Source organism: Bacillus sp. FMQ74, assembly GCF_001875785.1.
GTDB classification, from domain to species: Bacteria; Bacillota; Bacilli; order Bacillales; family Bacillaceae; genus Bacillus; species Bacillus stercoris.
Map to the genome: position 1 here is coordinate 621,220 of NZ_MOEO01000001.1, position 14,856 is coordinate 636,075.

A 14,856-nucleotide genomic window follows, 5' to 3' on the forward strand; every position below is an offset into this window, starting at 1 on the left:
GCGGAGGTTTACGATGGAGAAAGTGATACAGGAATTAAAAGAACGCGAAGTCGGCAAGGTTCTTGCAAATGAACCGCTCGCGAATCATACAACAATGAAAATCGGCGGACCTGCGGATGTATTGGTCATTCCAAGCAGTGTAGATGCTGTTAAAGACATCATGGACGTGATTAAAAAATATGATGTGAAGTGGACAGTCATCGGACGCGGATCAAACCTTCTTGTTTTAGACGAAGGAATAAGAGGCGTAGTGATCAAACTGGGCGCGGGTCTTGACCACTTGGAGCTTGAAGGGGAACAAGTAACAGTCGGAGGCGGTTATTCAGTGGTCCGCCTTGCTACATCATTGAGCAAAAAAGGTCTGTCTGGTTTGGAATTTGCTGCCGGTATTCCAGGATCAGTCGGCGGCGCGGTTTATATGAATGCCGGCGCTCACGGTTCTGATATGAGCGAGATCCTCGTCAAAGCGCACATTTTATTTGAAGACGGTACGATTGAGTGGCTGACAAATGAGCAGATGGATTTCAGCTACAGGACATCTGTATTGCAAAAAAAACGCCCGGGCGTTTGCCTTGAAGCTGTTTTGAAGCTGGAGCAGAAGGATAAGGAATCAATCGTTCAGCAAATGCAAAGCAATAAAGACTATAGAAAAAATACACAGCCGTATTCAAGCCCATGTGCGGGAAGCATCTTTAGAAATCCGCTTCCGAATCATGCCGGGAACCTTGTTGAAAAAGCAGGCTTGAAAGGATATCAAATCGGCGGTGCAAAGATATCGGAGATGCACGGAAACTTTATCGTCAATGCGGGAGGAGCATCAGCAAAAGATGTACTTGATCTTATTGACCATGTGAAAAAGACAATCCGTGAAAAATACGAGATTGATATGCACACAGAGGTTGAAATCATCGGCGGAAATCGCTGATTCAAGTTCTGACTGAAGCTGTTCATATGATATACTGTAAGCAAACGACAAACGGCATCATAGTATGCCGTTTGTTTTGGAATAGACAGACTTTTAACAGCTGTTTCATTTGAATGAGGTGAACAGGCAATGAACCCGGGTCAAGACCGAGAAAAAATCGTTAACATTGAAGAGCGTATCCCTAAAATAAAAGAACAGAGGAAACAGAAGGCAAACCGCCGTCTCATTTCATTTATTATGCTCTTTTTTATTATGGTGCTGATCATTGTGTACCTGCAAACGCCAATCAGTAAAGTATCAACAATTTCTGTTACTGGGAATGAAAATGTATCTAAAAAGGAAATTATCGACCTTTCCGATATTAACAGCGGAGATACTGAGTTTTGGAGTTTGGACAAGCAAAAAACAGAAAAGAAGATTCAGCAAAATAAATTAGTAAAAAAAGCGGAGATCAGCAAATCGCTTCCTAATAAAATCAACATTGCAATCGAAGAATATAAAGCGATTGCTTATTTGGAAAAAGACGATGTGTACTATGAAGTGCTTGAAAACGGCTCAGTTCTGCCAAATGAAGTAACACCGGATGATGCCGGGCCGATATTGGTGAATTGGACAAACGCGAAGAAACGCTCTCAAATGGCCAAGCAGCTTGATGAGTTGTCAAATTCTCTAAAACAATCGATTTCAGAAATTTATTATACGCCTGTAAAAATGGATGAAAACCGTATTAAGTTGTACATGAACGACGGTTATGTTGTCACCGCGTCTATTAAAACCTTTGCAGAGCGAATGAAGACGTATCCTTCTATCATTTCACAGCTTAGCAGCAATAAAAAAGGAATTATTCATTTAGAAGTTGCCACCTATTTTGAAGAGTTCGGAAAAAACGATAAAGCTGGCAAAAAGGAAGATGGAAATTGAGGGGCAAATCAGCAGTCCTTCTTTCTTTGATTATGCTTATCGCAGGCTTTTTGATTTCATTTTCTTTTCAAATGACAAAAGAAAACAACAAAAGCGCGGCTGAGACGGAAGAGTGGAAAAAAGAATATGCACTGAGAGATGAGCTTCTGAAACAAGAGAAAGAAAATAGGAAGCTTGAAAAAGAATTATACCAAAAACAAAACAAAGTCCGCCAGGCGGAAAATAAGCTGAAGAAAGAGAAGACGGAATACTATAACGTCCTTGAAGATACAGAAAAATACAGGATGTATATTGGGGAAGTCGGTGTGCAGGGAGAAGGCGTTGAGGTGACATTGGAAGATGCGTCATACATACCGAAAGGGGAGAATGTGAACAGTTACATCGTTCACGAAAGCCATATCTTCCAAGTGGTAAACGAACTCTATATCTCGGGCGCAGCTGCCGTCGCCGTAAATGGACAGCGGTTGACGCATGATTCTTATATTAAGTGCAATGGTCCCGTTGTAACGGTAGACGGGGTGCAGCATCCCGCTCCGTTTACGATATCTGCTATTGGAGATCCGGATGTCCTGCTGCCTTCGTTAAATATCGCAGGAGGCCTGATCGATCAGCTGTCACTGGATCATATTTCTGTTTCGGCAGAAAAAGAGAAAAACGTACAAATGAAACCGATTCTAAAAACGAAGGAATGACTGAAAAAGCGGGTGAAACAGATTGAAAATAAAGCGTTCCTTCATAAGCATCAGTGTGCTTATGGTCATCTTCGGCCTGATGATATCTGTTCAGTTTAATTCGTTAAAGTATCCTCAAGTCCGGGATACAAGAGATATGTGGGACATTAGGGAAGAGCTGACATCAGAGCAGAAGAAGCAGGAAAAGCTGCTGGCTGAAATAAACAAATATGATAAACTGCTGAATAGCTATTCGCAAACGAAAGAAATGACAAAAGAAACCGCGCTCAATAATACCTTGCAAACCTTAAAAAAAACAGCCGGCATGACCGATATAACAGGTAGCGGAATTGTCATCACCATTTCCCCGCTTTTTTCTGAAAGCTTAACAGGAGAGCCGATTGAAAATCCGCCTCCGGATTTGCTGAAAAAGCTTATGAATGAACTCAACTCCTTCGGTGCAGAGCATATCTCGATTAACGAGCGAAGAGTTGTGAATCATACAGTCATCAGAGATATCAACGGCACAACAAAAATAGACGGGTACGCTCTTGACGATTATCCTTTAACAGTAAAAGTGCTTGCCAAAGATCCGGACATGTTGTACAGCAGAGTGAAGGGGTCAGGCCTTGAGGATCTTTTTGCATCTGAAAATTTAGCATTAAAAGCCGGTAAATCTGAAAGCAAACTAACATTAAAAGCATATGACAGACCATTGGACGTACAACAGCTGAAACTGCTTAAAGACTGAAAAGGAGGAGAATTGTCATGTGGCTGCCCGTGTTGGGACTGGTGCTCGGAATAGCGATTGGACTGATGACAAACTTAACGATACCGAGTGAATACTCAAACTATTTATCGCTTGCGGTGCTTGCCGCACTTGATACATTAATCGGCGGAATCAGGGCGCATTTACAAGGTACATATGATGAAATGGTATTTGTTTCCGGTTTCTTTTTTAATATTATATTGGCAATAAGTTTAGCTTTTCTGGGAGTCCATCTTGGTGTAGACTTGTATTTAGCAGGTATATTCGCTTTTGGAGTCAGATTATTTCAGAATATAGCCGTTATCAGAAGAAATCTACTAACAAAGTGGACTCTTTCTAAAAAAAATAAAAAAAATGTGATATAAAAGAGGATATACATAGGATATAACGAATATTTTCAATAAACATAAAATGTGAATAGCACATAAAAATATTCTGTTGTTATTTTTTGTTACACACTTGTAAAGCCACATTCATTGTATTGTTGTTCCGCAAATAATAGAATAGAAATGATCGAAATGTGAGGAGGTGCCATAGAATGAACAACAATGAACTTTACGTCAGTCTTGACATCGGTACGTCCAATACAAAAGTGATCGTCGGAGAAATGACAGATGATTCCCTTAATATTATCGGTGTGGGAAATGTACCGTCTGAAGGGTTGAAAAAAGGCTCAATCGTTGATATAGATGAGACCGTTCATTCTATAAGAAAAGCGTTTGACCAAGCTGAAAGAATGGTAGGTTTTCCGCTTAGAAAAGCTATTGTCGGCGTTAATGGAAATTATATCAATATTCTAGATACAAACGGTGTTGTAGCAGTCTCCAGTGAAAATAAAGAAATTCAGGTTGAAGATGTACGCCGTGTCATGGAGGCGGCACAGGTTGTTTCAGTACCGCACGAACAGCTGATTGTCGATGTCATTCCTAAACAGTTTATCGTAGATGGAAGAGATGAAATCACCGACCCGAAAAAAATGCTGGGTGTGCGTTTAGAAGTAGAGGGCACCTTGATCACCGGTTCAAAAACAATCTTACATAATTTACTCCGCTGTGTTGAAAGAGCTGGTATTGAAATAACTGATATTTGTCTTCAGCCGCTGGCAGCCGGTTCTGCTGCATTATCAAAGGACGAGAAAAACCTTGGTGTGGCTCTCATTGATATAGGGGGAGGGTCAACAACCATTGCCGTATTCCAGAACGGACATCTCACTTCTACCCGTGTCATTCCTCTCGGAGGCGAAAATATCACCAAAGATATCTCCATCGGATTGAGAACGTCAACAGAAGAAGCAGAACGCGTAAAAAAACAATTTGGACATGCCTACTATGACGAAGCCTCGGAGGATGAAGTATTTGAGGTAACCGTAATAGGCACCAATCAAAAACAAACATTTACACAGCAAGAAGCAGCGAATATCATTGAAGCGAGAGTAGAAGAAATTCTTGAAATTGTTTCAGAAGAGCTTCGCATTATGGGAATTACCGATCTGCCGGGAGGCTTCGTGCTGACAGGAGGACAAGCAGCAATGCCGGGTGTCATGTCTTTGGCACAGGATGTGCTGCAAAATAACGTCAGGGTGGCAAGCCCGAATTATATCGGTGTAAGAGATCCTCAATATATGACGGGAGTAGGCCTGATCCAATTCGCCTGCCGGAATGCAAGAATCCAAGGCAGAAAAATAGGCTTTAAGATGCCTGAAGAAGCGATACAGGAAATCGCAGTCTCATCATCTGAGGAACAAGAGCAGCATCATCATCAAAATGAGGTGCAGCAGCGGCCAAAAGGAAAACAAAAAACACAAGCCGAACATAATAAACAGAGCAAAATGAAAAAACTATTAAGCATGTTTTGGGAATAGATAGATAGTCATTCGGCAGATTAGGAGGATTTAGCATGTTGGAGTTCGAAACAAACATAGACGGCTTAGCATCAATTAAAGTAATCGGAGTAGGAGGCGGCGGTAACAACGCCGTTAACCGAATGATTGAAAATGAAGTGCAAGGAGTAGAGTACATCGCGGTAAATACGGACGCTCAAGCTCTTAACCTGTCAAAAGCAGAAGTGAAAATGCAAATCGGCGCAAAGCTGACTAGAGGATTGGGAGCAGGTGCGAATCCGGAAGTCGGAAAAAAAGCCGCTGAAGAAAGCAAAGAGCAGATTGAAGAAGCGTTAAAAGGCGCTGACATGGTATTCGTGACAGCTGGTATGGGCGGCGGAACAGGAACAGGTGCCGCACCGGTTATCGCACAAATCGCGAAAGACTTAGGCGCATTAACAGTCGGAGTTGTGACAAGACCGTTTACCTTCGAAGGACGCAAAAGACAGCTTCAGGCTGCAGGCGGAATCTCGGCAATGAAAGAAGCGGTGGATACACTGATTGTGATCCCGAACGACCGTATCCTTGAAATTGTTGATAAAAACACACCGATGCTTGAAGCATTCCGTGAAGCGGATAACGTACTCCGCCAAGGGGTCCAAGGTATTTCTGACTTGATTGCTACACCTGGACTTATCAACCTTGACTTTGCTGATGTGAAAACAATCATGTCAAACAAAGGATCTGCTTTGATGGGTATCGGTATTGCTACCGGGGAAAACCGTGCGGCAGAGGCAGCGAAAAAAGCCATTTCCAGCCCGCTTCTTGAAGCGGCCATTGACGGTGCGCAAGGCGTTCTCATGAACATCACTGGGGGAACAAACCTCAGCCTATATGAAGTTCAGGAAGCAGCAGACATTGTCGCTTCGGCGTCTGATCAAGACGTAAACATGATTTTCGGTTCTGTTATTAATGAAAATCTAAAAGATGAGATTGTGGTGACAGTGATTGCAACTGGCTTTATTGAACAAGAAAAGGACGTGACGAAGCCTCAGCGTCCAAGCTTAAATCAAAGCATCAAAACACACAATCAAAGTGTTCCAAAGCGTGAGCCAAAACGTGAGGAGCCTCAGCAGCAGAACACAGTAAGCCGTCATACTTCACAGCCGGCTGATGATACGCTTGACATCCCGACATTCTTAAGAAACCGTAATAAACGCGGCTAATGTAAAGGGCAAAATCGTTTTCGATTTTGTCCTTTTTTGTTTTTCTCTTCAAACTTTCTTCTTATATAGTCTTTTTCCCTATTACATCCTTCGTTTAGTAACAAAATAGATGAATAGACCTGTTTATTTTCGTGACAATTTTATCATTTTCATATATATGGAAATTAACTGACATGAAACGACAATATCTGTAATTCAGATTGTCTACAGTTAACATACAGCGATGTTCTGACAAACCATTCATTTTTAAAAGGAGGGACGACATATTTTTTACAAAGCATGTTGAAAAAGGGGGATGAAAATGAGGAAAAAAACGAAGAACAGACTCATCAGCTCTGTTTTAAGTACGGTTGTCATTAGTTCACTGCTGTTTCCGGGAGCAGCCGGGGCAAGCAGCAAAGTCACCTCAACTTCTGTTAAAAAGGAGCTTCAATCTGCGGAATCCATTCAAAACAAGATCTCAGGTTCATTAAAGAAAAGCTTTAAGAAGAAAGACAAAACGACCTTTCTGATTAAATTTAAAGATCAGGCCGACTTAGAAAAAGCGGCAAAAGCGGCTGTTAAAAAAGCGAAATCGAAGAAGCTGTCTGCCGCTAAAACGGAATATCAAAAGCGTTCTGCCGTAGTGTCATCTTTAAAAGTCACAGCTGATGAATCCCAGCAAGACGTCCTAACATACTTGAACACCCAGAAAGATAAAGGAAATGCAGACCAGATTCATTCTTATTATGTGGTGAACGGGATTGCTGTTCATGCCTCAAAAGAGGTTATGGAAAAAGTGGCGCAGTTTCCCGAAGTGGAAAAGGTGCTTCCTAATGAGAAACGGCAGCTTTTTAAGTCATCCTCCCCATTTAATATGAAAAAAGCGCAAAAAGCTGTTAAAGCAACTAACGGTGTGGAATGGAATGTAGACCAAATCGATGCTCCAAAAGCCTGGGCGCTTGGATACGATGGAACTGGTACAGTTGTTGCGTCCATTGATACCGGTGTGGAATGGAATCATCCGGCATTAAAAGAGAAATATCGCGGATATAACCCGGAAAATCCCGATGAGCCTGAAAATGAAATGAACTGGTATGATGCTGTAGCAGACGGGGCAAGCCCTTATGATGATTTGGCTCATGGAACTCATGTGACAGGTACGATGGTGGGAGCTGAGCCCGATGGAAAAAATCAAATCGGTGTAGCGCCTGGCGCAAAATGGATCGCTGTTAAAGCGTTCTCGGAAGATGGCGGCACTGATGCTGACATTTTGGAAGCTGGTGAATGGGTTTTAGCACCAAAGGACGCAGAGGGCAACCCTCACCCGGAAATGGCTCCTGATGTTGTCAATAACTCATGGGGCGGAGGCTCAGGACTTGATGAATGGTATAGAGACATGGTCAATGCCTGGCGTGCGGCCGACATTTTCCCTGAGTTTTCTGCGGGGAATACAGATCTCTTTATTCCTGGCGGGCCTGGGTCTATCGCAAACCCTGCAAACTATCCGGAATCGTTTGCAACTGGAGCGACTGATATCAATAAAAAGCTCGCTGACTTTTCTCTACAAGGGCCATCTCCATATGATGAAATAAAGCCGGAAATTTCTGCACCGGGCGTAAATATTCGTTCATCCGTTCCCGGTCAGACATATGAGGACGGATGGGACGGCACATCAATGGCAGGGCCGCATGTATCCGCTGTTGCTGCACTGCTGAAACAGGCGGATGCCTCACTTTCTGTCGATGAGATGGAGGATATATTAACCAGCACGGCTGAACCGCTGACGGATTCAACATTCCCTGATTCTCCGAATAACGGATATGGCCATGGTTTGGTGAACGCTTTTGATGCTGTATCCGCTGTCACAGATGGGTTAGGCAAAGCAGAAGGACAAGTTTCTGTAGAGGGGGATGATCAAGAGCCTCCTGTCTTCCAGCATGAGAAAGCGACAGAAGCGTATGAAGGGGGCAGCCTGCCGCTGACTATAACAGCTGAAGACAATGTGAGTGTGACATCTGTAAAACTGTCCTACAAGCTTGATCAAGGTGAATGGACAGAGGTAACGGCTAAACGAATCAGTGGTGATCATCTAAAAGGAACGTATCAGGCAGAGATCCCAGATATAAAAGGAACTAAACTAAGCTATAAGTGGATCATTCAGGATTTTGGCGGACATATGGTTTTGTCTGACATATATGATATAACAGTGAAACCAAGCATCACGGTGGGATATAAGCAGGATTTTGAAACTGCAGCCGGCGGCTGGATTGCAAGCGGAACAAATAATAACTGGGAATGGGGCGTTCCGTCAACTGGCCCAAATACAGCAGCATCCGGAGAAAAAGTATATGGAACAAATCTGACGGGTAATTATGCCAACTCAGCAAACATGAACCTTGTTATGCCTCCTGTTAAAGTGCCTGATTCAGGAAGTCTGTTTCTTCAATTTAAAAGCTGGCACAATTTAGAGGATGACTTTGATTACGGCTACGTTTTTGTTTTGCCTGAGGGTGAAAAGAATTGGGAGCAGGCTGGTGTGTATAATGGAAAGACATCAAGCTGGACGGAGGAAGAAATTGATTTATCGGCTTATAAAGGTCAAAACATTCAAGTGATGTTTAACCTACAATCAGATGAAAGTATTAACAAAGAGGGCTGGTACATTGATGATGTAGCGCTTTCAGACAAATCAGCCGGGAAAACAGCCAAAAAGAATAAGCTGGGCGTCGAAAAGCCGTCTGGAAAACAAAAGAAAAAGGCAGTAAATCCGAAAAAAGCTAAGCCGTCTCAAAAGACAGCTGTAAAAACCGACAGTAAAGCTATACAGCCTCAAGTTTTGCCGCTCAGGGCACAAGTCAGTGTAGTGGAAACAGGAAAATCAACATATTCAGATCAATCCACAGGGCGGTACACGCTGACGCACAAAGCGGGAGACTATACGCTTATCGCAGAAGCATACGGTTATCAATCGAAAACACAAAAAGTTTCTTTGCAGGCGGACCAGACGACACAAGCTAATTTTACGTTAGAAGAAATGAAGAAGGGCACATTAAAAGGTACGGTTATCAATAAAACGACAAAAGAGCCGGTAAAAGGCGCTTCCATTTATGTTGTAGAGGATGCTGCGGTTGAACCGGCTACGACGAACGACAAAGGTGAATATACGCTCGAGGCTTATGAAGGCGCTTATACGATTAAAGTCGCTGCGCCGGGTTATTACAGCGATGAATTTTCCGTTGAGTTAAAAGGTAATGTTACAAAAGAAACTGCATTGAAGCCTTTCGTCGGTTACCCAGGTGAAATTGCATATGATGACGGGACAGCCGAGAATGCCAATTCTTATTTTGCTGCCGGTAACGGATGGGCGGTAAAAATGACGCTGGCTGACGGCAAGGACAAAGGCATGCTTACAGGAGGGCTGTTTAGATTCTGGGATACAGAGTTCCCAGATCCAGGCGGTACAGAGTTTAAGGTTGAGGTATACGATGCTACAGGAAAAGACGGAGCACCGGGCAAGAAAATTGCCGGGCCATTTAACGCTGAAGCTCTTCGCAATGGCGAGTGGACTAAGGTAGATCTCAGTTCAAAAGGGATTATGGTCGATAAAGACTTTTATCTCGTATATATCCAGTCGAAACCTGACCCGTATTCACCTGGACTGGCAATGGATGAAACCGGCAAGAATTCCGGCCGCAATTGGCAGTATATAGGTGGGAAATGGGAGCCGGGTGACGAAGCAGACGGCAACTATATGATTCGCGCATTAGTTGATTACGAAGCTGCTGTACCTGAGATTACTTCACCGACAGACAAGTCATACACAAATAAGGAGAACGTCACTGTAAAAGGAAAAGCTTCACCTGGTACAACGGTACACATTTATAATGAAGAGAAAGAAGCAGGAGAAACAAAAACTGCCGCGGACGGCACGTTCCAGACAGGCATCACACTCAGCAAGGGTGAAAATAAGCTCACGGCAACTGCATCAACAGATAACGGAACAACGGATGCCTCCAGCCCGATCACGGTCACGCTTGATCAAGAAAAGCCTGAATTAACACTGGACAATCCAAAGGATGGCGAGAAAACAAATAAAGAAACGCTTACTGTCAAAGGGGCTGTATCCGATGACAATCTGAAAGACGTCAAGGTGAATGGCAAAAAAGCAACAGTAGCTGATGGTTCATACTCAGCCCGTATTCTTTTGGAGAATGGAAGAAATGAAATCAAGGTGATTGCTACAGACTTAGCAGGCAACAAAACGACGAAAAAGACAGTCATTGATGTCAACTTTGAAAAGCCTGTCATTACCGGCTTGATTCCGGGAGAGGATAAAAACTTAAAAGCCGGTGAATCTGTGAAAATCGCTTTCTCAAGCGCTGAGGATTTGGATGCAACGTTTATCATTCGTATGCCGCTGACAAATGCAAGAGCGAGTGTGCAAAACGCCACCGAGCTCCCGTTAAGAGAAATTTCTCCGGGGAGATATGAAGGCTATTGGACAGCCACTTCTTCTATTAAAGCAACTGGAGCAAAAGTAGAAGTGATCGTACGAGATGATTATGGAAATGAAACTAGAAAAACTGCGAATGGAAAACTTAATATCAATACAGAAAAGTAAGTGGAAAAAAGCTGCCGTCACTGGCAGCTTTTTTTTATCCTCTCATTACACTTTCTCGACAAATTAAGCAGATTTCCCTGAAAAATTGTATTTTCCTCTCAACATTAATTGACAGACTTTCCCACAGAGCTTGCTTTATACTTATGAAGCAAGAAGAGGAACAGCGTAAGGGCAAGAAAGAAAGGAGTCAGATGTGAAAATCTATTTAGATGTCATTTGGCTGTTAAACTTTTGTTTTGATGCACTTTTGCTTTTGCTCACGGCATTTATTTTAAAACGGCATGTGAAAAAAAGAAGACTGATAGGCGGGGCGTTCATCGGTTCAAGTATTGTCCTTTTGATGTTTACTCCTTTTTCGCCGATTGTTGACCATCCGGCTGGGAAGCTAGCTTTTTCGGTTGTGATTGTGATGGTGACATTTGGCTTTAAAAGATTTCGCTTTTTCTTTCAAAATTTGTTTTCCTTTTATTTTGCCACTTTTTTAATGGGGGGAGGAATTATCGGAGCTCATTCTTTGCTGCAGTCAAATTCTATTGTTCGAAACGGTGTCATGATTACCAATCAAACAGGGTTTGGAGACCCGATCAGCTGGTTGTTTATTGTTGCTGGCTTTCCAGCATTATGGTTTTTTTCTAAAAGAAGAATCGAAGATATTGAAACAAAAAACATTCAATACGAGGAACGAGTCAGCGTGCAGGCCGATTTGGGCAACCAAACACTTCATGTCAGAGGACTGATTGATTCCGGCAATCAGCTGTACGATCCTCTTACAAAAACACCGGTTATGATCATTTACGTTGATAAATTGGAGCCGATTTTCGGAGCAGCCGAAACGATGATCATTCGAAACACAGACCCGCTGGAAGCTATCGAACAGCTTGATGATTCATTTCGCTTTTTAGATAAAATGAGGTTGATTCCATACAGGGGAGTTGGTCAGCAAAATCAATTTTTATTATGCGTTAAACCGGATCACGTAACGATTATGACAAAAGAAGAAATGATTTCTGCAGATAAATGCTTAATCGGTATCAGCACAACAAAGCTTTCGGCAGATGGAGAGTTTGATGCGATTATTCATCCGAAAATGCTTTCGGGCAAGGCTGTCAAACACGTTTCATAATGCTCGCAAATGTCCGTTACTTATCATACTCAAACGGCGGTACATTTAGAAGGGAGAGGAAGATGAAAAAACTAAAGTTACGGTTGACGCACCTCTGGTATAAGCTGCTGATGAAACTTGGGCTGAAAAGCGATGAAGTCTATTACATAGGCGGGAGTGAAGCCCTGCCGCCTCCATTGTCTAAAGATGAGGAGCAGGTGTTGTTAATGAAGCTCCCAAACGGCGATCAGGCGGCACGCGCCATTTTAATTGAACGCAATTTACGCCTGGTCGTTTATATCGCCCGTAAATTTGAAAATACGGGAATTAATATAGAGGATTTAATCAGCATCGGTACCATTGGATTAATCAAAGCTGTGAATACATTCAATCCAGAAAAGAAAATTAAGCTGGCGACCTATGCCTCCCGCTGTATAGAAAATGAAATTCTGATGTATCTGAGGAGAAATAACAAAATCCGTTCAGAGGTTTCCTTTGATGAACCGCTTAATATTGATTGGGACGGCAATGAGCTTTTGCTTTCTGATGTGCTCGGCACTGACGATGACATCATCACTAAAGACATAGAAGCTAACGTAGATAAAAAGCTTTTGAAAAAAGCGCTTGAACAGCTTAATGAGAGAGAAAAGCAAATTATGGAGCTGCGGTTTGGGCTTGTCGGTGAAGAAGAAAAAACCCAAAAGGATGTAGCGGATATGATGGGGATTTCACAGTCCTATATTTCACGGCTTGAGAAAAGAATTATAAAAAGATTGAGAAAAGAGTTCAACAAAATGGTGTAAAAAATTTTATGGTTAGAACCCCTTGATTTTACAGGGATTTCCTGATTTCGACAGTTTTTCGGCCTGAGTGCAGTGCATATTTTTCCCACCCAAGGAGATACTTAACGTTGTACAACAGCAGCTCCTGTAGGGAGGGAAAAAAGTGTCGAGAAATAAAGTCGAAATCTGCGGGGTGGATACCTCCAAATTACCAGTACTCAAGAATGAAGAGATGAGAAAGCTGTTTAGACAGTTACAGGATGAAGGCGATGATTCAGCAAGAGAAAAGCTTGTAAATGGGAACTTGCGTCTTGTCTTAAGTGTCATTCAACGATTTAATAACAGAGGGGAGTATGTTGATGACTTATTTCAAGTCGGCTGCATCGGACTAATGAAATCCATTGATAATTTTGACCTAAGCCACAATGTTAAGTTTTCAACATACGCTGTACCTATGATTATCGGAGAGATCCGCAGATATTTACGCGATAATAACCCGATCCGTGTCTCAAGATCACTCCGGGACATCGCTTACAAAGCGCTTCAGGTAAGAGAGCGGTTAATCAGTGAGACAAGCAAGGAGCCGACTGCAGAAGACATCGCAAAAGTTCTTGAAGTACCGCATGAGGAAATTGTATTTGCGCTTGATGCCATTCAGGATCCGGTTTCTCTATTTGAACCGATCTATAACGACGGCGGAGACCCGATTTATGTGATGGACCAAATCAGTGATGAGCGCAATACAGATTCACAATGGATTGAAGAGCTGGCTTTAAAAGAAGGCATGAGAAGGCTCAACGATAGGGAAAAAATGATTTTGAGAAAACGATTCTTCCAAGGAAAAACCCAAATGGAAGTCGCAGAGGAAATCGGAATTTCCCAAGCGCAGGTGTCCAGACTTGAAAAAGCGGCAATCAAACAAATGAATAAAAATATTCATCAATAATGAAAAGCCTTTAAAACGATGTTGTTTTAAAGGCTTTTCTATTGATTACGGATGGTTTACGTTTTGAAAAAAGTAAGGTATCCTAGTTCGTACAAAGTTTTATGAAAATTAAAATAATTATAAAAGGTAATAAAGAGGAGGACCACGATGATTTTGCAGCTTGACAATGTCTCACTAAAACGGAATGGGAAATGGATACTGAGAGATATTCATTGGAAGGTGGAAGAAAAGGAAAATTGGGTGCTTTACGGCCTAAATGGCGCCGGGAAGACAGCGCTGTTAAATATGCTTTGCTCATATTATTTTCCAACATCAGGCGAGATGCAGGTGCTTGGCCATGAATTTGGCAAAACGGAGCTTGGGGAAAAACTCAGACGTAAAATTGGCCTCGTCTCAGCAGCTCTTCAGCAAAAATTGTATCCGGCAGATTCAGCCTTTGAAATTGCTTTGAGCGGAACTTACGCTTCGATTGGATTATATGAAACGCCAAGTAAGGAAACCAGGGAAAAAGCGATTGGTTTGTTAGAGGACTTGGGAGCAATTGAATATGCCGATCGCCGCTATGAAACCCTTTCCCAAGGGGAAAAACAAAGAGCGTTGATTGCTAGAGCACTAATGGCCGATCCGGAGCTGCTGATACTGGACGAACCAGTCACAGGGCTGGATTTTATTGCCCGGGAAAAGCTGTTAGATACGATTACATACATTGCAAACAAAGAAAATGCACCATCTATCCTTTATGTGACTCATCATGCTGAAGAAATTTTGCCTGTCTTTGATAAAGCTCTTTTATTAAAACAGGGAGAGGTCTTTGGATCCGGAGAAATAAAGGAAATGCTTACTGATCAAATACTTTCCGCTTTTTTTGATACGCCAATCCATGTATTATGGAATCAGGATCGGCCGTTTTTAACAAGAGCTGAGCCGATAACGAATGCCTGACAAACATATATAGATTCATCCTAGGGGTGCTTTGCGAAGCTGAGAGAGACTTTGTCTCAACCCTTTTGACCTGATCTGGATCATGCCAGCGGAGGGAAGCGGTGAATAAACAGAGTGCAAAGGACTCTGTTTGTTTTTATTGAGCCGTTT

At 42.5% G+C, this 14,856-nt stretch carries 12 protein-coding genes and 1 riboswitch; all 12 genes read left to right on the forward strand.

The window, feature by feature from the left end; translation table 11 throughout:
- Positions 1-13: 13 nt before the first annotated feature.
- The 12 genes from murB to BLL41_RS03425 all read left to right on the forward strand — a co-directional run bounded on the left by murB (position 14) and on the right by BLL41_RS03425 (position 14,706).
- On the forward strand, positions 14-925 hold the full coding sequence (gene murB, locus BLL41_RS03370; protein WP_014663889.1) for a UDP-N-acetylmuramate dehydrogenase: 912 nt from the start codon (positions 14-16) through the stop codon (positions 923-925).
- Between the two features lie 129 nt (positions 926-1,054).
- Complete coding sequence (divIB, locus tag BLL41_RS03375) at positions 1,055-1,846, forward strand: cell division protein DivIB (protein WP_071576792.1); 792 nt, start codon at positions 1,055-1,057, stop codon at positions 1,844-1,846.
- Positions 1,843-2,538, forward strand: coding sequence for a DUF881 domain-containing protein (locus tag BLL41_RS03380; RefSeq protein ID WP_071576793.1), 696 nt, complete (start codon positions 1,843-1,845; stop codon positions 2,536-2,538). Before divIB ends, BLL41_RS03380 begins: the two co-directional genes overlap by 4 nt.
- A gap of 22 nt (positions 2,539-2,560) precedes the next feature.
- Positions 2,561-3,268, forward strand: coding sequence for a DUF881 domain-containing protein (locus BLL41_RS03385; RefSeq protein ID WP_071576794.1), 708 nt, complete (start codon positions 2,561-2,563; stop codon positions 3,266-3,268).
- A 17-nt stretch (positions 3,269-3,285) separates the two neighbouring features.
- The gene (locus BLL41_RS03390; protein ID WP_003238683.1) at positions 3,286-3,651 is read left to right on the forward strand and encodes a small basic family protein; all 366 of its coding nucleotides are present in this window, start codon (positions 3,286-3,288) and stop codon (positions 3,649-3,651) included.
- A 173-nt stretch (positions 3,652-3,824) separates the two neighbouring features.
- Entirely contained in the window at positions 3,825-5,147 is a 1,323-nt protein-coding gene (ftsA, locus tag BLL41_RS03395) for a cell division protein FtsA (protein WP_071576795.1), read from the forward strand.
- Between the two features lie 35 nt (positions 5,148-5,182).
- Complete coding sequence (gene ftsZ / locus BLL41_RS03400; RefSeq protein ID WP_003232167.1) at positions 5,183-6,331, forward strand: cell division protein FtsZ; 1,149 nt, start codon at positions 5,183-5,185, stop codon at positions 6,329-6,331.
- 301 nt (positions 6,332-6,632) lie between these two features.
- Positions 6,633-10,934 (forward strand): bacillopeptidase F, encoded by a 4,302-nt coding sequence (locus tag BLL41_RS03405; protein ID WP_071576796.1) that lies wholly within the window; start codon positions 6,633-6,635, stop codon positions 10,932-10,934.
- Positions 10,935-11,127: 193 nt separating this feature from the next.
- On the forward strand, positions 11,128-12,057 hold the full coding sequence (gene spoIIGA / locus BLL41_RS03410; RefSeq protein WP_071576797.1) for a sigma-E processing peptidase SpoIIGA: 930 nt from the start codon (positions 11,128-11,130) through the stop codon (positions 12,055-12,057).
- A 62-nt stretch (positions 12,058-12,119) separates the two neighbouring features.
- A complete protein-coding gene (gene sigE / locus BLL41_RS03415; RefSeq protein WP_003221446.1) occupies positions 12,120-12,839 on the forward strand; it encodes an RNA polymerase sporulation sigma factor SigE in 720 nt (239 codons plus the stop codon).
- 142 nt (positions 12,840-12,981) lie between these two features.
- Positions 12,982-13,764, forward strand: coding sequence for an RNA polymerase sporulation sigma factor SigG (sigG, locus tag BLL41_RS03420; protein WP_009967190.1), 783 nt, complete (start codon positions 12,982-12,984; stop codon positions 13,762-13,764).
- A 147-nt stretch (positions 13,765-13,911) separates the two neighbouring features.
- Positions 13,912-14,706, forward strand: a complete 795-nt coding sequence (locus BLL41_RS03425; protein ID WP_071576798.1) for an ABC transporter ATP-binding protein — start codon at positions 13,912-13,914, stop codon at positions 14,704-14,706.
- A 12-nt stretch (positions 14,707-14,718) separates the two neighbouring features.
- Positions 14,719-14,820, forward strand: a riboswitch (TPP riboswitch).
- Positions 14,821-14,856: the final 36 nt, after the last annotated feature.

Excerpts from the sequence above, each read along its gene's own strand:
- murB (WP_014663889.1), top strand. The coding sequence starts at position 14 with ATGGAGAAAGTGATACAGGAATTAAAAGAACGCGAAGTCGGCAAGGTT.
- BLL41_RS03390 (WP_003238683.1), top strand. The coding sequence starts at position 3,286 with ATGTGGCTGCCCGTGTTGGGACTGGTGCTCGGAATAGCGATTGGACTG.
- BLL41_RS03405 (WP_071576796.1), top strand. The coding sequence starts at position 6,633 with ATGAGGAAAAAAACGAAGAACAGACTCATCAGCTCTGTTTTAAGTACG.
- BLL41_RS03425 (WP_071576798.1), top strand. The coding sequence starts at position 13,912 with ATGATTTTGCAGCTTGACAATGTCTCACTAAAACGGAATGGGAAATGG.
- divIB (WP_071576792.1), top strand. The coding sequence starts at position 1,055 with ATGAACCCGGGTCAAGACCGAGAAAAAATCGTTAACATTGAAGAGCGT.
- ftsZ (WP_003232167.1), top strand. The coding sequence starts at position 5,183 with ATGTTGGAGTTCGAAACAAACATAGACGGCTTAGCATCAATTAAAGTA.
- ftsA (WP_071576795.1), top strand. The coding sequence starts at position 3,825 with ATGAACAACAATGAACTTTACGTCAGTCTTGACATCGGTACGTCCAAT.
- sigE (WP_003221446.1), top strand. The coding sequence starts at position 12,120 with ATGAAAAAACTAAAGTTACGGTTGACGCACCTCTGGTATAAGCTGCTG.